Origin of the sequence: Salidesulfovibrio brasiliensis JCM 12178 (genome assembly GCF_001311825.1) — a bacterium.
GTDB classification, from domain to species: Bacteria; Desulfobacterota; Desulfovibrionia; order Desulfovibrionales; family Desulfovibrionaceae; genus Pseudodesulfovibrio; species Pseudodesulfovibrio brasiliensis.
Genome location: NZ_BBCB01000003.1, coordinates 72840 through 96997 on the forward strand (window position 1 = coordinate 72840; position 24158 = coordinate 96997).

The 24158-nt window shown below is 61.7% G+C and carries 22 protein-coding genes and 6 pseudogenes; 14 read left to right on the plus strand and 14 right to left on the minus strand.

Annotated features, from left to right (window positions below; translation table 11 throughout):
* Positions 1-18: 18 nt before the first annotated feature.
* The 4 genes and pseudogenes from JCM12178_RS02430 to JCM12178_RS02445 form a co-directional block, all read right to left on the minus strand.
* A pseudogene (locus JCM12178_RS02430) lies at positions 19-1415 on the minus strand (sigma-54-dependent transcriptional regulator).
* A complete protein-coding gene (locus JCM12178_RS02435) occupies positions 1412-3193 on the minus strand; it encodes a two-component system sensor histidine kinase NtrB (protein WP_054648448.1) in 1782 nt (593 codons plus the stop codon). Before JCM12178_RS02435 ends, JCM12178_RS02430 begins: the two are co-directional and overlap by 4 nt.
* A 12-nt stretch (positions 3194-3205) precedes the next feature.
* Positions 3206-4027, minus strand: coding sequence for a DUF4405 domain-containing protein (locus JCM12178_RS02440; protein WP_054648450.1), 822 nt, complete (start codon positions 4025-4027; stop codon positions 3206-3208).
* Between the two features lie 148 nt (positions 4028-4175).
* Complete coding sequence (locus JCM12178_RS02445; RefSeq protein ID WP_054648452.1) at positions 4176-4667, minus strand: periplasmic heavy metal sensor; 492 nt, start codon at positions 4665-4667, stop codon at positions 4176-4178.
* A gap of 280 nt (positions 4668-4947) precedes the next feature.
* Between JCM12178_RS02445 and JCM12178_RS02450 the strand changes: the two genes are divergently transcribed.
* Together JCM12178_RS02450 and JCM12178_RS02455 are read left to right on the plus strand one after the other, a co-directional pair.
* The gene (locus JCM12178_RS02450; RefSeq protein WP_054648454.1) at positions 4948-5187 is read left to right on the plus strand and encodes an FmdB family zinc ribbon protein; all 240 of its coding nucleotides are present in this window, start codon (positions 4948-4950) and stop codon (positions 5185-5187) included.
* Positions 5188-5384: 197 nt separating this feature from the next.
* The gene (locus JCM12178_RS02455) at positions 5385-6596 is read left to right on the plus strand and encodes a permease (RefSeq protein ID WP_218185621.1); all 1212 of its coding nucleotides are present in this window, start codon (positions 5385-5387) and stop codon (positions 6594-6596) included.
* Positions 6597-6669: 73 nt separating this feature from the next.
* Here JCM12178_RS02455 and glyA read toward each other — a convergent pair.
* The 8 genes and pseudogenes from glyA to JCM12178_RS02495 all read right to left on the minus strand — a co-directional run bounded on the left by glyA (position 6670) and on the right by JCM12178_RS02495 (position 13347).
* A pseudogene (gene glyA, locus JCM12178_RS02460) lies at positions 6670-7907 on the minus strand (serine hydroxymethyltransferase).
* 18 nt (positions 7908-7925) lie between these two features.
* A pseudogene (gene fabF, locus JCM12178_RS02465) lies at positions 7926-9166 on the minus strand (beta-ketoacyl-ACP synthase II).
* 104 nt (positions 9167-9270) lie between these two features.
* On the minus strand, positions 9271-9504 hold the full coding sequence (locus JCM12178_RS02470; protein WP_054648458.1) for an acyl carrier protein: 234 nt from the start codon (positions 9502-9504) through the stop codon (positions 9271-9273).
* Between the two features lie 38 nt (positions 9505-9542).
* Complete coding sequence (gene fabG, locus JCM12178_RS02475) at positions 9543-10286, minus strand: 3-oxoacyl-[acyl-carrier-protein] reductase (RefSeq protein ID WP_054648460.1); 744 nt, start codon at positions 10284-10286, stop codon at positions 9543-9545.
* Between the two features lie 100 nt (positions 10287-10386).
* Positions 10387-11372: pseudogene (locus JCM12178_RS02480) on the minus strand (beta-ketoacyl-ACP synthase III).
* Between the two features lie 181 nt (positions 11373-11553).
* Positions 11554-12591, minus strand: a complete 1038-nt coding sequence (gene plsX / locus JCM12178_RS02485; RefSeq protein ID WP_054648462.1) for a phosphate acyltransferase PlsX — start codon at positions 12589-12591, stop codon at positions 11554-11556.
* Positions 12584-12763 carry a 50S ribosomal protein L32 gene (gene rpmF / locus JCM12178_RS02490; RefSeq protein ID WP_054648464.1) on the minus strand — a complete coding sequence of 60 codons (180 nt, stop codon included), beginning with the start codon at positions 12761-12763 and terminating at the stop codon, positions 12584-12586. The genes plsX and rpmF overlap by 8 nt, the downstream gene beginning before the upstream one ends.
* A gap of 56 nt (positions 12764-12819) precedes the next feature.
* The gene (locus JCM12178_RS02495) at positions 12820-13347 is read right to left on the minus strand and encodes a YceD family protein (protein ID WP_054648466.1); all 528 of its coding nucleotides are present in this window, start codon (positions 13345-13347) and stop codon (positions 12820-12822) included.
* Positions 13348-13554: 207 nt separating this feature from the next.
* Between JCM12178_RS02495 and rpmB the strand changes: the two genes are divergently transcribed.
* The 5 genes from rpmB to JCM12178_RS02520 all read left to right on the plus strand — a co-directional run bounded on the left by rpmB (position 13555) and on the right by JCM12178_RS02520 (position 16459).
* The gene (gene rpmB / locus JCM12178_RS02500) at positions 13555-13767 is read left to right on the plus strand and encodes a 50S ribosomal protein L28 (protein WP_054648468.1); all 213 of its coding nucleotides are present in this window, start codon (positions 13555-13557) and stop codon (positions 13765-13767) included.
* A 345-nt stretch (positions 13768-14112) separates the two neighbouring features.
* Complete coding sequence (locus tag JCM12178_RS02505) at positions 14113-14382, plus strand: SHOCT domain-containing protein (protein WP_157054684.1); 270 nt, start codon at positions 14113-14115, stop codon at positions 14380-14382.
* 254 nt (positions 14383-14636) lie between these two features.
* Positions 14637-14942: a TadE family protein gene (locus JCM12178_RS02510; RefSeq protein ID WP_054648471.1), complete on the plus strand. Its 306-nt coding sequence runs from the start codon at positions 14637-14639 to the stop codon at positions 14940-14942.
* 89 nt (positions 14943-15031) lie between these two features.
* Complete coding sequence (lgt, locus tag JCM12178_RS02515; RefSeq protein ID WP_054648473.1) at positions 15032-15802, plus strand: prolipoprotein diacylglyceryl transferase; 771 nt, start codon at positions 15032-15034, stop codon at positions 15800-15802.
* Between the two features lie 66 nt (positions 15803-15868).
* Positions 15869-16459, plus strand: coding sequence for a hypothetical protein (locus JCM12178_RS02520; RefSeq protein WP_054648475.1), 591 nt, complete (start codon positions 15869-15871; stop codon positions 16457-16459).
* Positions 16460-16465: 6 nt separating this feature from the next.
* Here JCM12178_RS02520 and JCM12178_RS20625 read toward each other — a convergent pair.
* Both JCM12178_RS20625 and JCM12178_RS02535 read right to left on the minus strand, forming a co-directional pair.
* Positions 16466-17252, minus strand: a pseudogene (locus JCM12178_RS20625) (glutaminyl-peptide cyclotransferase).
* An 88-nt stretch (positions 17253-17340) separates the two neighbouring features.
* On the minus strand, positions 17341-17967 hold the full coding sequence (locus JCM12178_RS02535) for a TetR/AcrR family transcriptional regulator (RefSeq protein ID WP_054648481.1): 627 nt from the start codon (positions 17965-17967) through the stop codon (positions 17341-17343).
* A 150-nt stretch (positions 17968-18117) separates the two neighbouring features.
* Between JCM12178_RS02535 and ispH the strand changes: the two genes are divergently transcribed.
* The 7 genes and pseudogenes from ispH to JCM12178_RS18575 all read left to right on the plus strand — a co-directional run.
* Entirely contained in the window at positions 18118-18966 is an 849-nt protein-coding gene (ispH, locus tag JCM12178_RS02540) for a 4-hydroxy-3-methylbut-2-enyl diphosphate reductase (RefSeq protein WP_054648483.1), read from the plus strand.
* Positions 18967-19370: 404 nt separating this feature from the next.
* Positions 19371-19733, plus strand: a complete 363-nt coding sequence (locus tag JCM12178_RS02545; RefSeq protein WP_054648485.1) for a molybdenum cofactor biosynthesis protein MoaE — start codon at positions 19371-19373, stop codon at positions 19731-19733.
* 71 nt (positions 19734-19804) lie between these two features.
* Positions 19805-20458 (plus strand): FmdE family protein, encoded by a 654-nt coding sequence (locus tag JCM12178_RS21215; RefSeq protein ID WP_439646687.1) that lies wholly within the window; start codon positions 19805-19807, stop codon positions 20456-20458.
* A complete protein-coding gene (locus JCM12178_RS21220; RefSeq protein ID WP_439646688.1) occupies positions 20431-21429 on the plus strand; it encodes a molybdopterin-binding protein in 999 nt (332 codons plus the stop codon). Before JCM12178_RS21215 ends, JCM12178_RS21220 begins: the two co-directional genes overlap by 28 nt.
* A 9-nt stretch (positions 21430-21438) precedes the next feature.
* Positions 21439-22434, plus strand: coding sequence for a GTP 3',8-cyclase MoaA (gene moaA / locus JCM12178_RS02555; RefSeq protein ID WP_054648487.1), 996 nt, complete (start codon positions 21439-21441; stop codon positions 22432-22434).
* A gap of 44 nt (positions 22435-22478) precedes the next feature.
* Positions 22479-23777, plus strand: coding sequence for a cache domain-containing protein (locus tag JCM12178_RS02560; RefSeq protein ID WP_054648489.1), 1299 nt, complete (start codon positions 22479-22481; stop codon positions 23775-23777).
* Positions 23723-23980, plus strand: a pseudogene (locus JCM12178_RS18575) (PAS domain-containing protein); the annotation flags it as partial. The gene JCM12178_RS02560 and the pseudogene JCM12178_RS18575, both read left to right, overlap by 55 nt.
* Positions 23981-24158: the final 178 nt, after the last annotated feature.

The following is a 24158-nucleotide window of genomic DNA, read 5'->3' on the forward strand; positions in this document are numbered from 1 at the left end:
ATTGACCGGAAGGATAATCTATCCCCTTCGTGTCAGTCCGAATTTCTTGAGCTTGTATTGCAGGGTGCGCCTGCTTACGCCGAGGGCGTCGGCGGTGCGCTCGCGGTGGCCGCCGTTTTCCTCCAGCGCGCGGATGATGGCGAGCTTTTCGGCCTCCTCGAGTGACGCCGGGGACTGGTGCTGCGGCTGTTCCATGTCCGGGGCAGGGGCGGCCGCGCCGGTGATCATGGGCGGCAGCAGGTCCGGGCCGAGAGCGTCGGAGCGGGCGAGGATGAGCGCGCGTTCCAGCACGTTCTCCAGTTCGCGCACGTTGCCGGGCCAGTCGTAGCGGGAGAGGGCTTCGAGGAAGGGAGGCGTGACGGTGCGCACGGCCTTTCGGTTCTTTTCGCCGAGCCTGCCGAGCAGGAAGCTGACCAGCAGGGGCAGGTCTTCCTTGCGGTCGCGCAGGGGGGGGATGCTGATTTCGAGCACGGCCAGCCGGTAATAGAGGTCCTCGCGGAAACGGCCTGCCTCGACTTCGGCGCGCAGGTTGCGGTTGGTGGCCGCGATGATGCGGACATCGGTCTGCACGGGCTGCACGCCGCCGAGGGGTTCGATGGTCTTTTCCTGCAGGGCGCGCAGGAGCTTGGCCTGCAGGGCGGCGGGCATCTCGCCGATTTCGTCGAGGAAGAGGGTGCCGCCGTCGGCGAGCTGGAAGCGGCCGGGCTTGTCCTTGACCGCGCCGGTGAACGCGCCTTTGACGTAGCCGAACAGCTCGGATTCGAGCAGCTCGTCGGGCAGGGCCGCGCAGTTGACCTTGATGAGCGGGCGGCTGGCGCGCAGGCTGGCCCGGTGCAGGCCTTCGGCCACAAGCTCCTTGCCGGTGCCGGATTCGCCGAGGATAAGCACGGTGGCTCGCTCGGCCCGGCCTGATTGATGAGGTCTCGCACTCGCTCCACGCCCGGGCTTGCGCCGATGAAATCGACCATGCCGTCGGCGTGCTTCCTGAGGCGGGTGTTTTCGCGGATGAGCCGGTGATACTCGTGGGCCTTGTCCAGCACGGCCTTGAGTTCCTCGTTGTCCGCGGGTTTGGTCAGGTAGTCGAACGCGCCCTTTTTCATGGCTTCAACGGCAGAACCGACGCTGCCGAAGGCCGTGAGCAGGATTACGGGCAGGCCGGGGCGGCGGATGTTGATCTCCCGCAGCAGCTCCAGCCCGTCCATGCCGGGCATCTTCATGTCCACGAGGGCCACGTCCGGGGGGCAGTCCGCGGGGTTGCAGTCCTCGCCCGCCATTGCGGCAAGCTCTTCAAGCGCGGCATCGCCCCGGTCGGCCTCGGTGACATGCCATCCGGCGTCTTCGAGCACGGCGCGCACCATCAGGCGGTGGCCCGGCTCGTCGTCCACGATGAGTACGGTCTTCTGCATTTCGGTCATGCTGATTCCTCAAGGTCCGGGAAGAAAAGCTTCACGGCGGTGCCGCGTCCCGGTTCGGAGTCTATGTCGATGCGTCCCTTGTGGGCGCGCATGATATTCTGCACGATGGCCAGCCCGAGGCCGGTGCCGGTGCGTTTGCCGGTAAAAAACGGTTCAAGGGCCTGTTCACGGGTTTCCTCGTCCATGCCCGCGCCATTATCCTCCACGATGACCCAGGTGCCGCCCCTGTCTGGGGTGGTGCGCAGGGTGATCTGTCCGTCCTCGCGACCGTCCAGCGCGTCGAGGGCGTTGGCCATGAGGTTCAGGAGCATCTGGCGCAGCCCGTCCGGGTCGGCCATGACAAAGGGAGCCTGAATGTCCATGTCCGGCTCCACGCTGCGGTGTTCGAGGTCGAAGCGCATCAGCTTCACCAGCGCGTCGGCAGCGGCGGCGATGTCCACGGATTCCGGGGCGAGCTCGCGCGGGCGGGCCAGATAGAGCAGGTCCGTGACCACGCGGTTCAGGCGGTCGGCCTCCTGCACCATGGTGGTGGCGTAGGCGTCCAGTGGGGCCTGTCCCCGGAGTTTTTCGGCAAAGAACTGGGCAAAGCCGCGCAGGGAGCTCAGCGGGTTGCGGACCTCGTGGGCCACGCCTGCGGCGAGCTGTCCCACGGCCGCGAGGCGGCGGGCTTCGTCGAGGTCCTCCTCAAGGCTCTTGATGCGCGTGCGGTCGCGGATGAGCACGAGGCGGCGGCCGAGCTCTTCGGTGTCGTCGCCCTCGGCGAAAGCGATGGAAAGAATTTCAAGGCGGCGGCCTTCAAGGTCGTACTGCCGCCAGTCGTAGTTGCCCTGCATGTCGTCCACCGGGAACTCGCTCCAGTTTCGTCCCACCAGTTCGAGGGGGTCGCCGTCCTGCGGGGCGAGCAGCAGCTTGGCCGAGCCGTTGGCCGCAAGGATGGTCCCTTCGGCGTCCAGCGTGACCAGCCCGTCCGGCATGTGGTCGAGCAGCCGGTTCTGGAACTGTTCCAGCCGGTCGAGCCTGCGGCCCTGATCGCGGCGGCGCAGGTAGGCGAAGGCCAGCGACCAGAGCACCACTGCCGCGAGAAAGACGTAGCCTGTCTGCAGAATGGCCGCCCTGCGGTACTGGCGGAACTGGGCCATGTGCTTGGTGGCGTTGATGCCCACCACCAGATAGGCCTCGGGCCGCGTGGTCGTTGTCAGATGGTCGTCGTCGGGATCGTTCTCGCCGTGCATCCTGCCGTGGCGCATCCCTTTCCCGCCGTGCATGCCCATGCCCCGTCCGGGGGCGCGTCTTCCTCCGGCCATGAAGGAGAGGCCGGGCTGCATCATCAGGCCGGAGACAAGCACCTCCTTGCCGCCGAGTTCGCTGAGTACGTGCCATGCGTTGCCGGAGTTGATGAGCCCTGAGTCTATGGGAAACTGCAGGCGGGGCGGCGTTTCTTCCGAAGAGTGGATGAGCGGGTTGCCGTCCGCGCCGTAGACGCCGACAAAGGCGATGTCGTCCGAGGTGGCGAGTTCGCCGAAGAGTTCTCCGGAAACCGCCGGGAAGATCGTTGCACTGTCGGGGTTGCCGCGCAGGCCGCGCATGATGCGCATCAGGTTCGCCTCCACCCCGCGCAGGATGGAACCGCCCGAGAGGATCATGTGTTCGCGCACCAGTTCCTTCTGGCGGTCGATGCTGCGCCACGTGAGAAACACGCTGCCGAGACCGAGGACGATCAGCGCGAGCACGAGGGCCACTACCGGGCCGTGTTCAGAGTCTTTCGAGCGTATTTCCATTGCGTTCCGGCGTTACTCGGCGGTTCGGAGAATCGAGTACAGGTCGCGCGGGGATTTCCCGGCGGCGGCCGCCATGTCCTTGAGCGTGGTCCCTGCCGAGGCGGTCACGCCAGCGTTTTCAAGCTTCTTGACCGCCGCGTCGAGGGGCAGACCGTATGCCGCGCAGAGGTCCGCGAGGGTCATTTTGCCGGTGCCTTCGGGCGGAGCGGGCGGCAGGGCGGCAAAGGGATCGGGAGCCAGCGCAGAGCGGATGGCTTCGTATATTCCCTGCGGCGTGGTGTCGTTGGCCTCGGCCAGCTCCAGAAGCGGCGTTTCCGGGGCGACCTTATTCGTGAACCCCTTCGTTTTCAAGGCCTGCATGGCCTTTTCCAGATCGAAACCCATGTAGCCGCAGAATTTTACGAGGGGCGAGAGTTCGGCGTGCCCGTAGGGCGGATTGCCATAGGTGGCCGTGGCCCGGTCCTTGAACCATGTGCCGAGGTCCATGAGCTGCTGCATGGGCGGGATGTGAAGGAGTGTCCCTGCGGTGACGAAGACGGTCAGCACGCAGGCATAGACCATGGGCCGGGTGAAGAAAACCAGCTCGCGGGCCGCGTTCTTCATGTAGGTCATGACCGGCTTCCAGTTGAGCCAGACGTGCAGGATTGCGCAGATCAGGAACAGGGTGCCTACGGTCAGGTGGATGTCGCCCCACTGGGTTTTGGAGAGGCCCCAGAGGGACCAGTCGGCCCAGTAGGCCACGCGGCCGTGAGGCTGGATGTACAGAACGACGCTGGTGACGGCCAGCACGATGAAGGAGAGAAAGCTCGTCAGGGAAACCGTTCTGCGGAACATCGTCATACCTCCGGGTTTCTCAACTGCATAGCACCGGCGCAGGGGCAGGGGAAGCGGATGATTGGGAGACGCAAAACGGAACGGCGGTGCCCATTCCGCCGTTCCGGTTCACTACCGTATTCCGTTTATGTTCGTTGCCTTTGAAAATCTACCAGCGATCCATGCCGCGTCCGTGGCCGTAGCCGTGCCCGCCGCCGTGGTAGCCGCGGCCCTGGCCGTAGCCTTCGCAGTAGCCGTTACCGGAGCCGCGTCCGCCGCGTCCGCTGAACTTCAGGCCGGTCTCCGCTTCGAATTCCTTTGCCATGGCAGTGCGGTTTTCCCACATCTGATTGCGCAGCTTGCTCATTTCCGCCACGAGCTCGTCGATGCGCTTTTCATCGGGGTTGCCAGAGTTGGCGATGGCGTCCAGCTTGATGCGAGCGGCCACTGCCTTGTCGTGCAGTGCGGTTTGCTTTGCACGGAACTTCTCGAAGATCTGGTTCGCTGCTTCCTGCTTTTCCGGGGTCAGTTGGCTGTACATGCCGTCGCCGTAACCGCCGCAGCCGCCGCCGCGACCGTAGCCGGGGCCTGCATAGGCCATTGCGGCCATGGAAAGCATTGCGGCCAGCGCGATGGTAACGATGAGAGTCTTCCTGGTCATTGTGTCTCTCCCTGTGGGTTGAAAGTGTAAACGTTGATCCCCTCCCGGGCTTTTCGCCATATGTGTTGTGAGTACAGCACTGGCTGTGCCAAAAGGTGATTCTCTTTTTGTTTTGAAATGTTATCCAGTTTTTCCTACTGAGGAAGTGTGTTTATTGCGCAATATGCTGCACATTTTTTGCACAAAGACTGTGTCTGTTGTGCAGGGGTGTCCACTTGACAAGTGCTCTTGGTGAACCAATTCTATGCATCCCGACAATGCAACCCTTGAGGAGTCATATATGCCTATCTATGAATACGCCTGCCCGGACTGCGGCAAGGACTTTGAGGAGCTGGTCTTCGATCCTGACGAAATCCCGGCCTGTCCGCACTGTTCGGGCGGCAATGCCCAGAGGATCATGTCGCAGGTGAACACCCGCGGCGACGTGCGGGTGGAGATACCGGACTTTCAGAAAGCCCTTGGCGACAAGTACAAGAACGGTGGCCCCGGCGGCGGGTGCGGTTCGGGCGGCTTCTCTTGAGGCTAGGGAGTATCCCTCCGGTCCGGAGGGAACGGTTTTCAACCCCTGTCGCTTTGGCGACAGGGGTTTTTCTTTGCACAATGAAGACTCCTGCCCGAAATCTCGCACGTTTTGACATGAAAGCGATTTGTCTGCGACACTTAAGGACTATCGGAAGGTCCGGCATGATGACGGGCCAGTTCAACGTGTAGGGAGAAATGATGCAGACCTTCATGCAGACGTGGCATGACGCGGCAATGACAACCATCGGGCTTTTCTGGATGGCCCTGTGGGCCTTCGGGCTCGGGTATCTCATAAGCAGTATGATTCAGGTGTTCGTGACCCGGCAGCGCATGAAACGCAGCATGGGCGAGACCGGCCCCAAAAGCGTGGGGCTGGGGACCTTCTTCGGCTTCATCTCAAGCTCGTGCAGCTTCGCGGCCCTGTCCACCACGCGCTCGCTGTTCGCCAAGGGATCAGGGCTGGTCCCGGCGCTGGCCTTTATGCTCGCATCCACCAACCTTGTCATCGAACTGGGAATCATCATCGCGGTCTTCCTCTCATGGCAGTTTGTTGTCGGCGAATATGTCGGCGGAATCCTGCTTATCCTCTTCATGTGGATCGTGGTCCGGGCCACGCTCCCGAAACGTCTTGAGGAGAACGCCCGCGAGCACGCCCGGCGGCAGACCGGGGACGAAGGCGAGGAAGAGGATCAGGACTGGCGGCGGCTCATCGTCACCAAGGAGGGCTGGCTCCGGGTCGCCCGTCGCTACGTCATGGAGTGGGACATGGTCTGGAAGGACGTGACCATCGGCTTCACCGTGGCGGGAATCATCGCGGCCTTTGTGCCGCAGGAGTTCTTTCAGGCGCTGTTCCTCAGCTCCACGGACGCGGCCCCGGCCTTCTGGCAGGTGGTCGCGCAGGCGGTCATCGGCCCGGTTGCCGCGTTCTTCACCTTCATCGGCTCCATGGGCAACATCCCGCTGGCCTCGGTGCTGTTCAGCCACGGCGTCAGCTTTGCGGGCGTGATGGCCTTCATCTTCTTCAGCGACCTCGTGGTTTTCCCTGTGCTCAGGATTCAGGCCACCTACTACGGCTGGAAGATGGCGCTGTACATTCTTGCCGTGATGCTGGTGACGCTGGTCTCCTCGGCCGTGCTCATGCACTACGGCTTTGCCGCACTGGATATGCTGCCTGAGGCCAAGGTCGTGGGAGCCATCACGGACCGTGTTTTCTTTGAGGTGAATTACACCATGTTCCTCAACGTGTTTTTCCTGATTCTGTCCGGTGTGTTCCTGTTCTGGAAGATGCGAACGGACGAGGGCGGGATGGACATGGAGCCCTCGCTGGGCGAGCGGATTCTCTCCGGGCTTTCCATGGCCGCATACGGCTGGCTCGGGATCGGCGTTGTTCTGCCGCTGTTCATTTGACGGGGCCTCGCCCCATGAAAAAAGGCCCGTGCAGCAATGCTGCACGGGCCTTTATCTGTATTGCAATCAGTGCCTACCAGCCGAAGAGCGGGAATTCGCGGGCGAATTCTTCCACTTCGTCGGCGATTTCGTTGAGCACTTTTTCGTCCTTGTAGTTTTCCAGCGCGGCGGTGATGGCCTCGGCCACGACGATCATGTCTTCCTCGATCATGCCGCGGGTGGTCAGGGCCGGGGTGCCGAGCCTGACGCCGGAGGTCACGAACGGGGATCTGGTCTCGAACGGGATGGTGTTCTTGTTGACCGTGATACCGGCGAGGTCGAGCGCGTGCTCGGCGTCCTTGCCGGTGATGTCCTTGTTGGTGAGGTCAATCATCATCAGGTGGTTGTCCGTGCCGCCGGAGACCAGCTCGAAGCCGGATTCCTGCAGGGAGTTGGCGAGCACCTTGGCGTTCTTGACCACCTGCTGCTGGTATTCCACGAACCCTTCCTTGAGGGCCTCGCCAAAGGCCACGGCCTTGGCCGCGATGACATGCATCAGCGGGCCGCCCTGAATGCCGGGGAAGATCTGCGAGTTGAGCGTCTTGGTCTCGTCCTCGGTGGAGAGGATCATGCCGCCGCGCGGGCCTCGCAGGGTCTTGTGGGTCGTGGTGGTGGTGATGTGGGCGTGCGGGATGCAGCTGGGGTGTTCGCCCGCTGCAATGAGGCCCGCGATGTGCGCCATGTCCACCATGAGCTTGGCGCCCACTTCATCGGCGATGGCCCGGAAGCGGGCAAAGTCGATGATGCGGGGGTAGCGCTGGCGCCTGCCACGATCATGGCCGGTTTGTGTTCCTTGGCGAGCGCCTCGACCTGTTCGTAGTCGATGGTCTGGTCCTCGCGGGTCACGCCGTAGTGCACCACGTTGAACAGCTTGCCGGAGAAGTTAACCGGGCTGCCGTGGGTCAGGTGGCCGCCGTGGGACAGCTCCATGGTCAGGATGGTGTCACCGGGCTGGCAGTAGCCGAAGTACACGGCCATGTTGGCCTGCGAGCCGGAGTGGGGCTGGACGTTGACGTAGTCGCAGTCGAAGAGCGCCTTGGCGCGGTCTCGGGCGATGTCCTCGGCGATGTCCACGAACTCGCATCCGCCGTAGTAGCGCTTGTGCGGATAGCCTTCGGCGTACTTGTGGGTCATGATGGACCCCTGCGCCTGACGCACTGCGGTGGAGACGAAGTTTTCACTGGCGATCAGTTCCAGCTTGCTGACCTGCCGATCGGCTTCCGCTGCGATTGAGGCGGCGATTTCCGGATCTTGAATAAGCAGTTCTTCCATGGCGGCAAACCTCGTGGGTTATCCTTCGAAACGCTTGAACAGCACGCAGGCGTTGGTGCCGCCGAAGCCGAAGGAGTTGGAAAGGGCGTATGCGACCTTCTGCTCCCGCGAACCGTCGGTGACGAGGTTCTTGAGATCGCAGTCCGGGTCGGGATTTTCATAGTTGGCGATGCCGGGGATGACGCCTTCGGCGATGGTCTTGACGCAGAAAACGCCCTCAACACCGCCTGCCGCGCCGAGCAGATGCCCGACCTGGCTCTTGTTGGCGGTCACGGCGATCTCGTCGGCATGGTCGCCGAACACGGAACGGATGGCTCTGGTTTCGCAGAGGTCGTTCAGCTTGGTGGAGGTGCCGTGGGCGTTGATATGGTCAAGCGCCTCGGGTTGGACCTTGCCTTCGCGCAGGGCGGCCTTCATGGCCAGCGCCATGCCTTCGCCGTTTTCCGGCGGGGCGGTCATGTGGTAGGCGTCGCCGGATGCGCCGAAGCCGGTGATTTCCGCAAGGATGGTGGCACCGCGGGCTTTGGCGTGCTCCAGAGATTCCAGAAGCATCAGGCCACAGCCTTCACCCATGACGAAGCCGTCGCGCTCGTTGTCAAAGGGACGGGAGGCGGCTTCGGGATCGTCGTTGCGGGTGGACAGCGCTCTCATGGCCGTGAAGCCGGAGATGCCCAGCGGCGTGATGGTGGACTCTGCGCCGCCGCAGATCATCACGTCGCGCGGCCGAGCATGATGTCCGTATATGCCGCGCCGATGGCGTGGGTGCCGGAGGCGCAGGCGGTGGTGGTGCAGATGTTGGGTCCCTGTGCGCCTGCCTCGATGGACACCTGACCGGCGGCCATGTTGGCGATCAGCACGGGGATGAAGAACGGGGAAATCTTGGAGGGTCCCCGTTTCTGCAGTTTTTCATGCATGCTCTCGATGGTGGCGAGGCCGCCGAGGCCCACGCCGATGATGACGCCGGTGCGGTGCGACTCGGACTCGGGCACGGTCCAGCCTGCGTCTTCCATGAGCATTTTGGTGCAGGCCACGGAATACTGCGTGAAGGTTTCCATGCGCCGTGCCTGCTTTTTATCGATGAAAGTGGTGGGATCGAAATCCTTGACCTGTCCCGCGATGCGGGCATCGAAGCCTTCGGCGTCGAACTTGGTGATGGGGCCGATGCCGGACTTGCCTGCAATGAGGTTCTTCCAGCTGGTCTCGATGTCGTTACCAAGAGGGGTGATGGCGGAAACCGCCGTGACGACAACCCTGTTCATTGACTGCCTTCCAGTTGCTTGTTGGTTCCGTATAGCAAACAGAGCGCCTTATGCCCGTTCGGGATAAGCGCTCCTGATAATACCGTATCTCGTCGGCGTGGATGCTACTGGTTCTTTTCGATGAACTCGATGGCGTCCTTGACCTTCAGAATCTTCTGGGCCTGTTCGTCATCGATTTCCAGATCGAATTCTTCTTCCATGGCCATGATGAGCTCGGTGAGGTCCAGGGAGTCTGCACCCAGGTCTTCAACGAAGGCTGCGCCTTCCACGACTTCGTCGGCGCTCACGCCCAGCTGATCCACGATGATGTCTTTAACTTTGCTGGCAACGTCGGACATGGTGTCCCTCCAATACGTAGGTTTTGTTTATGTGTTGATTACATGTACATGCCGCCGTTCACTGCCAGCACCTGACCGGTGACGTAACCGCCACCCGGGCCTGCGAGGTAGGAAACGGCAGCGGCGATGTCGTCGCTTTCGCCCAGCCGCTTGAGCGGAATCTGGGTCAGCATGGCTTCAACGGCCTGCTCCGGAAGTTCGGAGGTCATGTCCGTCTGGATGAAGCCGGGAGCAACGGCGTTCACAGTGACGCCGCGTGCGGCAAGCTCACGGGCAGTGGACTTGGTCAGTCCGATGAGTCCGGCCTTGGCGGCGCAGTAGTTGGCCTGCCCGGCGTTGCCCATCTGGCCCACGACGCTGGTGATGTTCACAATGCGTCCGCGGCGCTGCTTGCTCATGAGCTTGGCGGCTTCGCGCTGGAAGGCGAAGCATCCGGTGAGGTTGATTTGCAGGACGCGGTCCCAGTCTTCGTCCTTCATGCGCATCAGAAGGCCGTCGCGGGTGATGCCCGCGTTGTTGACCAGAACCTCCAGCTCGGCTTTGCCCTTGATCTCTTCCTTGAAGAAGGCGGCGATGGCGTCGCGGTCGCCGGAGTCGAGCTTGAAGGCGCGGGCCTTGCCGCCCTTTTCCTCGATTCCTGCCACGACTTTTTCGGCTTCTTCGGGGCGGCTGACATAGGTGAACCATGTCTCGAAACCGTCCGCTGCGAGGCGTTCGGTCACGGCACGTCCGATGCCGCGGGAGCCGCCGGTAACAAGGGCCACTTTGGGAAGATCACTCATTCGTTGTTCACCTCATTGGTATGAGTAGTTGACCGAACCCAATATACCAATCCGTGCCTGACTGCAAATCTGCCGCAAACGATCGTTTGAAACTTTTTGGTTAAAATTGCAACAGCGCCGAGGCCCATGTGAAGCCCCCGCCAAAACTTGTCAACAAAACGACGTCGCCGTCTTTGATGAATCCGGTTTCGTGGGCTTCGGAGAGGGCTATGGGGATGCTTGCGGCAGAGGTGTTGCCGTAGCGCTCGACATTGGAAAATACCTTTTCGGGCGGCACGTCGAACTTGCGGCCCACGGCGTCGATGATGCGCCAGTTGGCTGATGCGGGATGAGTACATTGAGCTGGTCGCGGGTCATGTCGTTGTCTGCAAGAATCTGGTTGCAGACGGTGGTCATGGAACGCACCGCGTGCTTGAAGATTTCGCGCCCTTCCATCTGAATGAAGTAGTCTTCGCGGATGGGGTCGCCGACTTTTTCGTAGGAGGAGCTGGAGCCGCCGCCTTTGACGGTGAGCAGCTTGCTGAGGCTGCCGTCGCTGGAGAGCTTGACGTCCCTGATCTTCGGACCGTCGCCGTCACGGGTCACGATGGCCGCCCCGGCACCGTCGCCAAAGAGCACGCAGGTGGTCCGGTCATCAAAGTTTGTGCGGCGGGTGCAGGTCTCGGCACCGATGACCAATACTCTGGCCTCGGGGTGCAGGGCGAGGATGGCCCGGGCGTTTTCCAGCCCGTAGAGAAATCCGGAGCAGGCTGCGGCGATGTCGTAGACCGCGCGGCCCTTGATGCCGAGTTTTTCTTCCACGATGCAGGCGCAGGAGGGGACCATGGCGTCGGGCGTGAAGGTGGCCACCACGATGTGGGTCAGTTCCTCGGCGTCCATGCCCGCGTTCTTGAGGGCCATTTCGGCCGCGCCCACGGCGAGATCGCTGGTGTATTCGCCTTCGGAGACCACGTGGCGGGTCTTGATGCCGGTGCGGGTGGTGATCCATTCGTCGGAGGTCTCGACGATTGTTTCGAGATCGGAGTTGGAGAGAACCTTTTCCGGTACATGGCGGCCGAGGCCGCGGAGAACGATTTCGATGCTCATCGTGTATGGGGTGGGCTTGGTGCCCGGTTGTCGGCGACGGTTTCCCGTGTGCAAAACGCATGGCGCCACGGCGGCGCGAGCGGCAGTCTGCCGGAAATGGGTATCCGGCATCTGTCGGGAATAGGGCCTCGAGGTCCGCCTTGGTTGCGGGACGGTGATGGTCCCGCGGTCTTCGAATGTGCTAGGCGGCTTTCTCGTCCTTGCGTCCGGCCAAGGCGCTGTGCGCCTCAAGCCCTTCGGCAAGGTGTTCGTGCGCCTTGTTGGACACGAACTTGGCCGACATGCGAATGGCGTTGGTGATGGCCTTTTCGTTGGACTTGCCGTGACAGACTATCACGATGCCCTTGAGGCCGAGCAGGGGGGCGCCGCCGTATTCGGCGTAGTCCACCAGCCGCTTGAAACGCCGGAACGCACCAAAGGAAAGCAGGGAGCCAAGCCGGGAAAGGATGCTGCTTCCCAGCTCCTTCTTCAGGATGTTCCCGAACGACTTGGCAAGACCCTCGGACAGCTTCAGGGCCACGTTGCCCACAAAGCCGTCGCAGACCGCAATATCCACGTCGCCGGTGAATATGTCGCGGCCTTCCACGTTACCGATGAAATTGAGCTCGGACTCCCGGAAGAGTTCGAAGGCTTCCTTGACGATGGCGTTGCCCTTGCCTTCCTCCTCGCCGATGGACAGAAGCCCCACGGTGGGGCGCTCGGTGCCGAGCACGTCGCGCGCGAGGACGTCGGCCATCAGGCCGAACTGCAGAAGGTGCTGGGGTTTGGAGTCCACGTTGGCACCCACGTCAATAAGGACGCAGGGGCGCTTTTCCGTGGGCATGACCCCGGCGAACGCCGGACGCAGAACACCCTTGATGCGGCCAAGGACGAACATTCCGCAAGCCACGGTGGCTCCGGAGTGTCCGGCGCTGACCACGCCGTCGGCCTTGCCTTCCTTGACGGTGCGGCAGGCCACGTGGATGGACGAGTCCTTCTTGCGGCGAAGGGCGTCCGAGGCTTTGTCGTCCATTTCGACGACTTCGGACGCGGGCACGATGTCGATTTCGAGTCCGTCCGTCTTGTGGGCGTCCAGCTCTGCTCGAATCGCGGTCTCGCCACCCACGAGGGTGATAGCAATGCCTTCCCGGGCTGCCTGAACAGCGGCCGGCACCACCACGCGGGGACCGTAGTCTCCGCCCATGGCGTCGACGGCTATGCGGGCTTGGGTGCTAGGCATCGTCGCTGTTTACGACTTGGCGACCCTTGTAGTTGCCGCAGACGTCACAGGCACGGTGGGGCAGAACGGGTTCACCGCATTCGCAGTAAACGACATTGGGGGCGGTGATGCGGTCGTGAGCGCGACGCATGCCCTTGCGGGAACGGGAAGTCTTTTTCTTGGGAACTGCCATGATGGTATCCTCTCAAACATTGATCTCCTGACAGGGGCGGACCCGGTCAGGGCTGGTTACTTTATCTTCAAATTGCGTAAGACCGCAAGTCTCGGATCGCCTTCTTCCTGCTCGGGGTTGCATTCGCAGGACTGGCTGGGCTTGCCGCACTCGGCGCACAGGCCGCCGCACTCTTCGGCGCAGAGCGGCTTCACCGGGAGGGCGAGGGCGAACTCTTCCCAGAGTATCGCGCCCATGTCAAGGTGAAGTTGCCCATCCTTTGTAATGATGCGTACTTCTTCGCCGTCGAGGACCTCCTCGCCGCCGTTGGCCTCCTCGAAGACGTCGAAGTCGGTCTGGACCTCGAAGTCGTAGGGCTCGGCACAGCGGTCGCAGGGGATGCTCACGGATCCGGAGATGGACCCGCGGACCAGCGCGGCCTCGTCACCCTGCGGAAGCACGGTGAACACCGCCTGAATATCCCTGCCCGGAGCGAACCCAAGGCCGAAGGCGTTCCAGCGATCCTGCCAGAGAGCCTGTTCCGCAAAAGAAAATTCCCGGCCCTCTGCCGGGATGTCGTTCAGCGGTATGGTAAATTCGGTCATGGGTCGTATCCTTGTTTTTCGGCTGCCGATCTCGGGCAACCGGTGATTCCTATATGGGAACTTTTTCCCTTGTCAAGAAAAAAACCCTTGCCAACGCCACCGCAAGACGGTAAGGAATCTCCCTCTGCCGTTCGGGAGACGCATTTCGCGATCGGCACAACGAGCACGAAAAAAGATAAATTTTGTATATTACGCGAGGAGGTCGCCATGTCTCAGGTTTGCGATATTTGTGGAAAGGGTCCCCAGACGGGCAACAACGTTTCCCATTCCCACATCAAAACCAAACGTCGTTTCATGCCTAACCTGCAGTCGGTCCGCCATCAGCTGGAATCCGGTCAGGTCGTGTCCATCAAGGCTTGCACCCGTTGCATCCGCAGCGGCGCTGTTACCAAGCCGGTGGCCAAGAAGGCTGCTGAATAGCAGGACGAAGTTTCCCCACCGAACTCGTTTCGGTGACATGCCCCGCTGCAAGGCGGGGCTTTTTCTTGTGCGAGGACTCTCTTCGCACCGTTTTCCTCTGCGCTCCGCTCTGCATCCACTCGCGGTCATCGCGCTCACTTCCCACATCATCACCCTGACATTCTGCTGAGCACCATGCAAGGGTGCCACTGTGCAAGTGCAGCCACTTGTGGTTGTCCTTGCGTGCAATGATTGCACTTTTGCACATGTCTCTATTTTTTATCTGTCTGTATTGGTTGGGTTTTTGGTTTTGGCATGGCCGATGCTTAGTCTCCACAAAGTTCAAAAGGAGTGGCCATGGAATTCATGAGTGCAATCGGAAACTGGTTTTGCGGATACGGTCCCGGCTTTGGGCATGGCGGGCACGGCATGTCCTCCTGGATGCCGTTTCATTTCGGAGGCTGGTTCAATCTCCTGATCGTCGGCCTGCTGCTCTTTGCCGCGTACAAATTTTACAGCAGACTTCGCGAGCCTGCCCACCAGAGCATTGCGCTTGAAGTCATCAAGCGCCGCTATGCCGAAGGCGAGATAGACCATGAGACGTATGCGAAGCTCCGGGATGAACTTAGAAAGTAACCAGTGATACACACCGTGTCGTGTACACCATCCTCCCCCCTTGCCCCGCCGGGTTGTCCGGCGGGGTTTTCTTATGCCTGCGTCCATTGGTCGTGGAGTGTCCACTGATCGTGGTGCGTTATTTCGGTGCTTCGGCACGTCTTGGAACAGCTGTTCTTTTGTAATGCGCCGTAATCATAGGCTAAGTGTGGATTTTTTAACACTGGCATGGATGCTGCTTTATGTCGTTCAGCAACGAATCAAAGGAAAGTATCATGCAGATCATTACAGATAGAAACGCCTCCCGTGCAGGCATGACAGCGGTTGAGATGGCCTTGATTCTCCCGCTGTTCTTCGTGCTGCTTATGGGTATGTTCGACGTGGGGCGCTGGTGCTGGGCGCGCAACGTGGTGCAGGACGCCGCCGACGTGCTTCTCTCCTACGGCGATCGGCACGCCGAGGCCGCAGCAGTGGCCGTGGCCTTTGCCCGTAAGAATCTCCGCGATCAGGATATCCCGGCTTCTGCCCTACAGTCTCGGACGGTCGTTTTTTCAAGGATGGGGCCGAAGCCGGTCCAGTAGCAGACAAGCCTTTACGAAACCGGACCGCAACCGTAAAACAGGCTGGCACACTGGTGTCAGCCTTTTTCACGCCAACATTCTGGGGAAGCATGTTCATCCATCCCGGTTTCGACCCCGTCGCCATCTCCATCGGTCCCGTCGCCATTCGCTGGTACGGCCTCATGTACCTGCTTGGTTTCCTCTCGGGCTGGCTGCTCGGCCGCTACCGCGCAAAACAGTCGTGGCGCGGCTGGACCGTGACGCAGGTGGACGACTTCGTGACCTACGTTATCCTCGGCGTGGTTCTCGGCGGCAGGCTGGGTTACGTGCTGTTTTATCAGCCGCAGTTCATTTGGACCGATCCGTTGGAAATCTTCGCCATCTGGCACGGCGGCATGTCCTTCCACGGCGGGCTGCTCGGCGTGATCGTCGCCTGCTGGTGGTTTGCCCGCAGGCACGGCAAGTCCATTTTCGACGTCGGGGACTTCGTGGCTCCGCTCATTGCGCCGGGACTGTTTTTCGGCAGGCTCGGGAATTTCATCAACGCCGAACTCTGGGGCCGGGTGACGGACGGCCCCTGGGGCATGGTCTTCCCCGGTGCCGGGGCTGTACCCCGGCACGCATCGCAGCTGTACGAGGCCACGCTGGAGGGGCTGGTGCTGTTCCTGCTGGTCTGGTTCTACTCCGCGTCCCCAAGGCCGAAAGGGGCGGTGGGCGGTGCCTTTTTGGTGGGCTACGGGGCGTTTCGTTTCATCGTGGAATTCGCCCGCCAGCCTGATGCGCACCTCGGATACATTGCCTTCGGCTGGCTGACCATGGGGCAGATTCTGTGTGTCCCGATGATCCTCTTCGGCGCGTGGTTGATGGTCAGAAACCGCTAGGCCGAACCTCTTGCCTTTCTCTGCACAATGGGGCAACTGCCCCCAGAGCAACCAAGGAGACGACCCATGCGGGTATTTATAGCATGCATTATTGCCATCCTTGCGGCCACTGCTGCATTTGCGCACGGCCTTAATGATTACGAGGTGGGGGAGAAACGACAGTTTCTCTGGGAGAAGAACGCCATGGAGACCGCCTGTGAGCGGGTATCCAGAAAGGTGCAGGGACGGCTGCACAGGCAGGCGTTCGGCTGGGACGAGGAACGCGAGCTGTTCTACATACTGGACGCGTCCGTCGGGACTCCTCAAGAGGGCTGGACCCTTGAGCGGTACTATTTCGGCACCCATCCCCTGCGCAAGGTTTCGGTAACGATCCATGAGCCGGATGACGCCGCTCAACGGAAGGGGCTGAAGCCGTGGGCCGAAGTCTACTTCGAGTTCGTTCGCAAGGCCGTGGAAAAGCACACGCTGCCCATCGAACCCGGCCAGCGCGAGGACCGCACCACTGAACCAGAGTCCGTGGAAATGGTCGAGCACATCCGGCTCGACATCTGCTCGGTGGAGGCGGCCCGGCATCTTGCCGCCGCGTTCGAGGCATTGTGCTGGTGGACGAAGTTCAGCGAGCAGGTCAAGGCTTTCGGGCCGGAAACAAACAACTGACGGCTGTCACCGGCGGTTCGGAAGCAGGCCGGGAACGTCGATCTCGAAGATGGCGTCCCAGTCCTTACCCGTGACGTAGAGACTGCGGTTTTTCGCGTCCCATGCAATGCCGTTCGCCACGCCTGCCTTGTCGCCCAATCGCGCGCGAAGCGGGGTGAGGTCGATCCATGCTTTCACGGCCCCCGACTCCATACTGATGACCGCAATGCGGTCTTTCTTCCAGATGTTGGCAAGCAGCGACCCTCGACGAACTCCATTTCGTTCATTCGCCTGACGGGGCGGCCGTCCTCCTGAATCGTCAGGTGGTTCACCGGCTTGAAAGTGATCGGCTCCAGCACGGTCAGCCGCGCGGTGCCGTCGCTCATGACCAGCAGGGTGCCGGTGCTGGCAAGGCCCCACGCCTCGTGGTCGTTCGGTCCCTTGGACGGAATGGCGAAGCGGCCCGTGACGTTGAGCGTGTCCGGGTCGAGCAGGTAGCCGTTTCCTGATTGCCAGGTGAGCAGATGGAGCACGCCACGAGCAAGGGCGATGCCTTCGGCAAACTCTTTTTCGTCAAGAATGTGAATCGCTTCAGGCGTCCCGATTCCGGATGCATGCGCCGGACCGTGGAGGTGCCGAAGTGTCCGGTGCTTTCAATAAACCGGCCCTCATGCCAGAGCAGCCCCTGCGTGAAGGCGGTGGGGTCGTGCGGCAGTTCCCGGACAATGACCGGCTTGAACGACGGCGCGCCTGCCGAAGCCGCTGTCGGCAACAGCACCGCGACGAGCATCAGCAACAGGACGATGCGTGGCATGGCTTCTCCGCTCTAGGGGGATTCCGGACTGCGCAAGTGACCTTGCGCAGGGCCGGAAACAGTCGTCAGCGGGACTCCCGGATGGCGTTCAGCCGCCGAGCGTGAAGGTGATGACGTGGTCGGCAAAGGCTTCCAGATTCTCCTGCACCCGGGGGCGCGGGGGGCGGAACCTGTCGGTGATCGGCATCATCAAGAGCGGGTCGAACATCTGGGACCAGATGCTCATGGCCGCGTCCATCACCATGCGGTGCGTGGGCGGCACGCCGAGAAACTCGCTGACCAGAGCGCGCAGATCGCCAGCGTAAGACTGGATGTGGTCCTGCACCAGAGAATCGAGGTGCGGGCTCGGGGTGGCCATTTCCATAAGGAAAATGGCCCAGTGGTCCGAGGCCACGCCGCTCCACCCTTCATCCGCGTATATTTCGTGGATGTGGGTGCGGATATAGGCTGCCAGGCGGTCCTCGACGGGTGCGTCGTCCGCCACGGCAAACCGTTCCCGCAGAGCCTCGGTCTTTTCCAGATCGAAGGTGTGGTCCAGAACGGCGGCATAGAGCGAGTCCTTGCTGCCGAAGTGGTAATTGACTGCGGCCACGTTGGCTTCCGCGAGCTGGCATATCTCGCGGACCGTGGCGGCCCGGAAGCCTTTTTTCGCAAAGACCCGGACAGCCGCCAGCAGCAGGGCCTGTTTGGTATTGACGTCGTTGGTTCTGTTCATTCCGCCCGACCTTGTTTTAAACAAATGTTATAGCGGATTGTGACTACATCGGGGCCGGCTGTCAAGTTTTCCGCCCCCGGCAGGGGGTTGCAAAAGCGCTCCGGGACGATTACAGCGTTCCTTTCGGAAAGAACGGCAAGCGGAGGAAGAATGAAGGTCAAGCTAGCCAAGACAGCCGGTTTCTGCATGGGCGTGGACCTTGCGCTCACCAAACTGGACGACATTATCGCCGAGGGCGTGACCGGTCCCGTGTTCGTTTTGGGACCCATCATTCACAACCCGCAGGTGCTGGAGCGCTACGCCAAAAAGGGCGTGCTCATCGCGGAAAAGCCTGAAGAGGTCCCGGACGGCAGCCGCGTGGTCATTCGTGCCCACGGCATCACCCGTCAGGTGGAGGAAGGGCTCAAGGAGCGCGGCATTGAGATCGTTGACGCCACCTGCCCCAAGGTGAAAAAGGCCCAGAAACTCATCGGCAGGCACACCGCGGAAAAGCAGTTCCTGCTCCTTTACGGAGAGGACGATCACCCCGAGGTGCGCGGGCTCGTGAGCTACGCGGGCAACGGCGGGCTGGTTTTCGACGACGTGTCGCTTGTGGACGAGTTTCCCTTTTCCCCGGACAAGAAGTACGTGCTGGCCGCCCAGACCACGCAGGACCGCGACCAGTTCGGCGCACTTGCCGAACGGCTTCAGGCGCGCGAAGACATCGATATCACGGTGCTGAACACCATCTGCGACGCCACCAAGCTTCGCCAGCGCGAGGCCATGGAGCTTGCGGACGAGTCTGATTTCGTGGTTGTGGTGGGCGGGTATTCCAGCGGCAACACCCGCAGGCTGGCGCAGGTTGTCCGCGATCAGGGCAAGCCCTGCCTGCACGTGGAAACGGCCGACGAACTGCCGGAAGACGATCTGGCCGATTACTCCGTGGTGGGCGTCACTGCCGGGGCATCCACCCCGCGCGACCTTGTCATGCAGGTCATCGACAGGCTGGAGCGCATCTGATTTTTAAAAAGGACGCCGGACGACTCGGGACGGGCTTCCGAATCGTCCGGCTTTTTGGCCGCTTCAGGATTGAATCGAGGCCGCAGGCCACCGCAGACTTTTGGAGGGCTGGGCGGTCGCCGACGGATGCTGTTCCTTCCTCGATTCTGGCATCCAGGCCGGGTGGACGCCAAGGGACGGGCTGGCTCGACCCGAAGCGGCATATGAGGGAGGAATGCTTATGACGAATTCCCTGCATGGGAGTTCATCCGGTTTCAGAATAGAAACCGCCATATCCTCCCGATATTATATTCACGGAATATAACGGGCCGCGACAGTGCCGAACCGCACCGATATTCGGAAGGGGTTGCCCCGGCAGCGAAGCGGTACTATCGTATGTGTCCATTCCCAACAATGGAGGACACATGGACATCACGAAAGCGCTCAAGGACCTCAAGAAGGAACCCGGCTTCACCGAGAACGTGGGCATGGTTCTGGTACACAACGGCGTGGTCCGCGGCTGGTCCCGGCAGGACCGGCAGGACGTGACCGCCATAGAGATCACCCCCGACTACGACCGGATGGAGGAAATCCGCAAGGAGATCGAGGGACGCGAAGGCATCTGGCGCGTGGTCTGCCACGCCAACGAAGGCCTCATGAAACCCGGCGACGACGTGCTGTTTCTCATCGTGGCCGGAGACATTCGCGAGAATGTCAAAGCCGCGCTGGCCGAACTGCTTGACAGAATAAAGGCCGAGGCTGTGAGCAAAAAGGAAATCTTCGCCTGATACGCTGTCGGCCCTTTCCCGATGGTGGGAGAGGGCCGTTCAACAACCAATCCGCAAGGGAAGCAAAGACGATGAACATCGGTCAATACACGTTTGAAGAGTTCAAGGAAATCGCCCGCCAGTTTCACGGATACCCCGCCCCGGGGCTGCTCATCGGCGGCTACATGGTGGAACTCGCCAAGTCCCACATGCCGGAAGGGACGCTCTTCGAGGTCATCGTCGAGTCCAATAAGTGCCTCCCCGACGCGGTGCAGCTTTTGACCCTCTGCAGCACCGGCAACAACTGGATGCGCGTGGTCAACCTCGGCCGCTACGCCCTCTCCATGTTCGACAAGTACACCGGCGAGGGCGTGCGCGTGTACATCGATACCGAAAAGATCGAACAGTGGCCGGACATTGCGGACTGGTTCCTGAAGCGCGTGGCCAAGGCCGATCAGGACACGGACCTGCTGTTTGCCAAAATCAAGGAAGCGGGTGCCGCCTACACCTCCGTGGAACGCGTCACCATTCCCGAACGGTTTCTCGGCCACAAGCAGATGCGCGCCATCGGCGTGTGCCCGGCCTGCGGCGAGGCCTTCCCCACCAACGACGGCCCCATCTGTCGCGGCTGTCAGGGCGAGGCCCCGTACGTGACCATGGACCAGCGTTCCGCGCCGCTCGTCTCTCCGAACATCGAGCCGTTCCCGTTGAGGAGGCCGTGGGCAAGGCCGCCCTGCACGACATGACCCGCATCGTCCCCGGCGAGAGCAAGGGCCCCGAGTTCCGCGCCGGACACGAGCTTTCCGTGGGCGATGTCTGCCGACTGCATCAGATGGGCCGCTCCAACGTCTACACCGACGACGTGGACCCCGGCGAGGACTGGCTGCACGAAAACAAGGCCGTGGAAGGCTTTGCCAAGCGCATGGCCGGGGACGGCATCGCCTTTGAGGAGCAGCCCAGCGAAGGTAAGATAGATTTTACGGCGGACCGCGACGGACTCTTTGTTGTGGACCGCGAGAAGCTGGAGGCGTTCAACCTCGTCCCCGACGTCATGTGCGCAACCCGTCAGGGCGAGAGCCTTGTGGAAGCGGGCAAGCGCATCGCCGGAACCCGCGCCATCCCGCTGTTCATTTCCCGCGAGAACTACAGCAAGGCCGTGACCATGCTCGAGGGCGGCCCGCTCTTCGAGGTCAAGCCGCTGCGCAAGGCAAAGACCGGTGTTCTCGTCACCGGAACCGAAGTGTTTCAGGGGCTCATTGAAGACAAATTCATCCCCATCATCTCCGGCAAGGTGGCCGGGCTGGGTGGCGAGATCACGGCCACGGACATCGTCCCCGATGACCGCGAGGCCATTGCAGGGGCCGTGCGCAGGATGATCGATGCCGGGTGCGACCTCATCGTGACCACCGCAGGACTCTCCGTGGACCCGGACGACGTGACCCGTCACGCCCTGAACGACGCCGGATTGACCGACGTGGTCTACGGCGCGCCCGTTCTGCCCGGAGCCATGACCCTCGTGGGCCGCATCGGCGGCGTGCAGGTGCTCGGCGTTCCTGCCTGTGCCCTGTTCTTCAAGACCACGAGCCTCGACCTGATGCTTCCGCGCCTCATGGCCGGACAGACCGTGACCCGGCGCGATATGGCCCGTCTGGCAGAAGGCGGGTACTGCCTCGGCTGCCGGACCTGCACCTTCCCCAAATGCCCCTTCGGCAAGTAGCAGGCGATCATGGCAGGCAAACTCATCGACGGGCACGGCAGGGCAGCAAGCTATCTCAGGGTCAGCGTCACCGACCGCTGCAATCTGCTGTGCCGGTATTGCGCCAGCAAGGAGCGCACCTTCATTCCGCACGATGACATTCTCCGGTACGAGGAGATCACCGAGGTCATCGAGGTGGCCCGGCGCATCGGCATCGACAAGGTGCGCTTCACGGGCGGGGAGCCGTTCGTCCGCAAGGGGTTTGCCGACTACCTTGAGCAGATCGGGGCGCGCTTTCCGGACCTGACGCTTGCCGTGACCACCAACGCCACCGTGATCGGCAAGCACATCGACAGGCTGGCCGTTTCCGGTCTCTCCCGCGTGAATATCTCGCTCGATACCATGGACCGGGATCGTTACCGGCACATGACCGGGCGTGATCTCTTCGACGTGGTGCTGGAGAACGTGCGCCGCTGCGTGGACGCGGGCATGACCGTGAAGGTCAACGCCGTGGGCGTGCGCGGCTTCAACGATGACGAGCTTCCGGCATTCGTGGAGTTCGCCCGCCAGAATCCCGTTGACGTGCGGTTCATCGAGTTCATGCCCATCGGCACGGACACCGGCTGGAACGAGTCCTCGGTATGGACGTCGAAAGACATCGTTCGGGAGGCCGGGGAGCTGGCCGACCTGGCCCCGGCAGAACGGGGCGCAGATGCCGGGCCCGCCAACATGTTCGCCATCCGGGACGGCAAGGGCCGAATCGGGGTCATTTCGCCGTACACGAACCATTTCTGCGGCACCTGCAACCGCCTTCGGCTCACTTCCGAGGGCAATCTGCGCACCTGCCTGTTCTCCGACAAGGTTTTTCACTTGCGAAAAATCATAAGACACCCCACACTGGATAGTGGAGTGTTGGAGCGTGTCATCCGCGGCGCGCTTCGCAGCAAGCCCATAGGGAACGACCTGCTTCTGGCACGGAGCCGGGGCGGTGTCTGCTCCACGAAAATGGCGTCAATCGGCGGATAGGATTTTTCCGAAGCTGTCCCGGGACGGACGGCTTTCACGCGAGCATGCTCACAGGACTACTCAGACGATTCAGCATACGCACCCGGCTGGCCCTCGGCCTGTCGGCGCTTTTGGCCGTTGCCGTCTACGCGACGGCCTTTCTGGTCAGTTCCGCCGTGAGCAACGTGATTGCCAGCGATATCCACGAAGCGCTCAGAAACACCACCCGCACCTTTGCCACAACCGTCAGTTCCATGGCCAACGCCTCGGTCAGGAACCGGCTGAGTGCCGTGGCAGAAAAGAACCTCGAGATCGTCAGGGCGATCCATCGTCGTGAGCGAAACGGCGAGATAACGGAAGCCGAAGCCAAGAAGCTTGCCCGGGACGTTCTCCTGAGCCAGACCATCGGGCAGACCGGGTACCTCTATGCGATCGACAGCGGCGGCAAGGTGGTCGTGCATCCGCACAAGGAAGTCGTGGGCACCGACGTGACGGACCACGAGTTCATCCGCACGCTCATGAAGACCCGCCGCGGCTACCTCGAGTACGACTGGAAGAATCCGGGCGACGCGGAGAGCATGAAGAAGGTGCTCTCGGCCACATATTTTGCGCCGTGGGACTGGATCATCACGGCCAGCGCCTATCGCCACGAGTTCGGCGACCTTGTCAGCCCGGATGACTTTCGCCCGGCCGTGAACGCCCTGCGTCTTGGGAACAGCGGATACGTCTTTGTGGTTGACCGTAACGGCCTGCCGCTCATCCACCCCAGAGATGTGCCGTCCATGCTGGGGCTCAAGGACGCCAAGGGCATGCCGTTCGGCAGCAGGATACTTACCGAGCGCAACGGATCCATCGGTTACTGGTGGCGTGATGCCCCCAACGCCGAGCCGAGGGAGAAGTTCGCGCTGTTCAAGGAAGTGCCTGCCATGGAGTGGATCGTGGTGGCCACGGTCTATACCGATGAGCTTTACAAGCCGCTGTTCCAGATAAAGGTCCTCACCTACGGCATCGGTACCGTCACGCTCCTGCTGATGCTCCTGCTGGGCATGGCGGTCAGCCGTTCCATCACCCAGCCCCTCAGCCGATTCATGGATACGGTGGATCGGGCAGGACAGGGGGATTACGGCGTGCGGGTCCGTGATGCGGGCAATGACGAGATCGGCCGACTTTCAAAGCACTTCGACCGCTTCATGGACCAGCTCGTGGCGTCCATCACCCAACTTGAAAACGAGACCGAGTACCGCAAGTACGAGCCTTCCAGCGCCATCTTTTCGAAGAGGTCTTTGTCAACGCTCTTGAAGGCATATGCATTACCGACGCCAAGGGGACCATCATTGCCATCAACCCGGCATTCACGACCATAACCGGGTACTCTGAAGAGGAAGTGCTGGGCAGGAATCCGAGCGTGCTGAAGTCCGACCGGCATCCCAAGGAGTTTTACGACCAGATGTGGGGTGCGCTGTCCGCCAACGGGCACTGGGTGGGCGAGATATGGAACCGCCGCAAGAGCGGGGAGGTGTACCCGGAACTGCTCAGCATCAGCGCCATCAAGGAGACGGACGGGCAGATCAGGCATTTTGTGTCGGTGTTCCATGACATGACCGACGAGAAGCGAAAGGAAGAGCAGATATACCGCCATATCTATCTGGACGCGCTCACCGGCCTGCCCAACAAGGAGCTCCTGCTCGACCGCATAGCCATGGCCGTGGGCCACGCCCGCGACAGGGAGCCGGGGTCGGGCTCAT

Coding starts and splice junctions, on each gene's coding strand:
- JCM12178_RS02435 (WP_054648448.1), bottom strand. CDS start 3,193: ATGGAAATACGCTCGAAAGACTCTGAACACGGCCCGGTAGTGGCCCTC.
- JCM12178_RS02440 (WP_054648450.1), bottom strand. CDS start 4,027: ATGTTCCGCAGAACGGTTTCCCTGACGAGCTTTCTCTCCTTCATCGTG.
- JCM12178_RS02445 (WP_054648452.1), bottom strand. CDS start 4,667: ATGACCAGGAAGACTCTCATCGTTACCATCGCGCTGGCCGCAATGCTT.
- JCM12178_RS02450 (WP_054648454.1), top strand. CDS start 4,948: ATGCCTATCTATGAATACGCCTGCCCGGACTGCGGCAAGGACTTTGAG.
- JCM12178_RS02455 (WP_218185621.1), top strand. CDS start 5,385: ATGATGCAGACCTTCATGCAGACGTGGCATGACGCGGCAATGACAACC.
- JCM12178_RS02470 (WP_054648458.1), bottom strand. CDS start 9,504: ATGTCCGACGTTGCCAGCAAAGTTAAAGACATCATCGTGGATCAGCTG.
- fabG (WP_054648460.1), bottom strand. CDS start 10,286: ATGAGTGATCTTCCCAAAGTGGCCCTTGTTACCGGCGGCTCCCGCGGC.
- plsX (WP_054648462.1), bottom strand. CDS start 12,591: ATGCCTAGCACCCAAGCCCGCATAGCCGTCGACGCCATGGGCGGAGAC.
- rpmF (WP_054648464.1), bottom strand. CDS start 12,763: ATGGCAGTTCCCAAGAAAAAGACTTCCCGTTCCCGCAAGGGCATGCGT.
- JCM12178_RS02495 (WP_054648466.1), bottom strand. CDS start 13,347: ATGACCGAATTTACCATACCGCTGAACGACATCCCGGCAGAGGGCCGG.
- rpmB (WP_054648468.1), top strand. CDS start 13,555: ATGTCTCAGGTTTGCGATATTTGTGGAAAGGGTCCCCAGACGGGCAAC.
- JCM12178_RS02505 (WP_157054684.1), top strand. CDS start 14,113: ATGAGTGCAATCGGAAACTGGTTTTGCGGATACGGTCCCGGCTTTGGG.
- JCM12178_RS02510 (WP_054648471.1), top strand. CDS start 14,637: ATGCAGATCATTACAGATAGAAACGCCTCCCGTGCAGGCATGACAGCG.
- lgt (WP_054648473.1), top strand. CDS start 15,032: ATGTTCATCCATCCCGGTTTCGACCCCGTCGCCATCTCCATCGGTCCC.
- JCM12178_RS02520 (WP_054648475.1), top strand. CDS start 15,869: ATGCGGGTATTTATAGCATGCATTATTGCCATCCTTGCGGCCACTGCT.
- JCM12178_RS02535 (WP_054648481.1), bottom strand. CDS start 17,967: ATGAACAGAACCAACGACGTCAATACCAAACAGGCCCTGCTGCTGGCG.
- ispH (WP_054648483.1), top strand. CDS start 18,118: ATGAAGGTCAAGCTAGCCAAGACAGCCGGTTTCTGCATGGGCGTGGAC.
- JCM12178_RS02545 (WP_054648485.1), top strand. CDS start 19,371: ATGGACATCACGAAAGCGCTCAAGGACCTCAAGAAGGAACCCGGCTTC.
- JCM12178_RS21215 (WP_439646687.1), top strand. CDS start 19,805: ATGAACATCGGTCAATACACGTTTGAAGAGTTCAAGGAAATCGCCCGC.
- moaA (WP_054648487.1), top strand. CDS start 21,439: ATGGCAGGCAAACTCATCGACGGGCACGGCAGGGCAGCAAGCTATCTC.
- JCM12178_RS02560 (WP_054648489.1), top strand. CDS start 22,479: ATGCTCACAGGACTACTCAGACGATTCAGCATACGCACCCGGCTGGCC.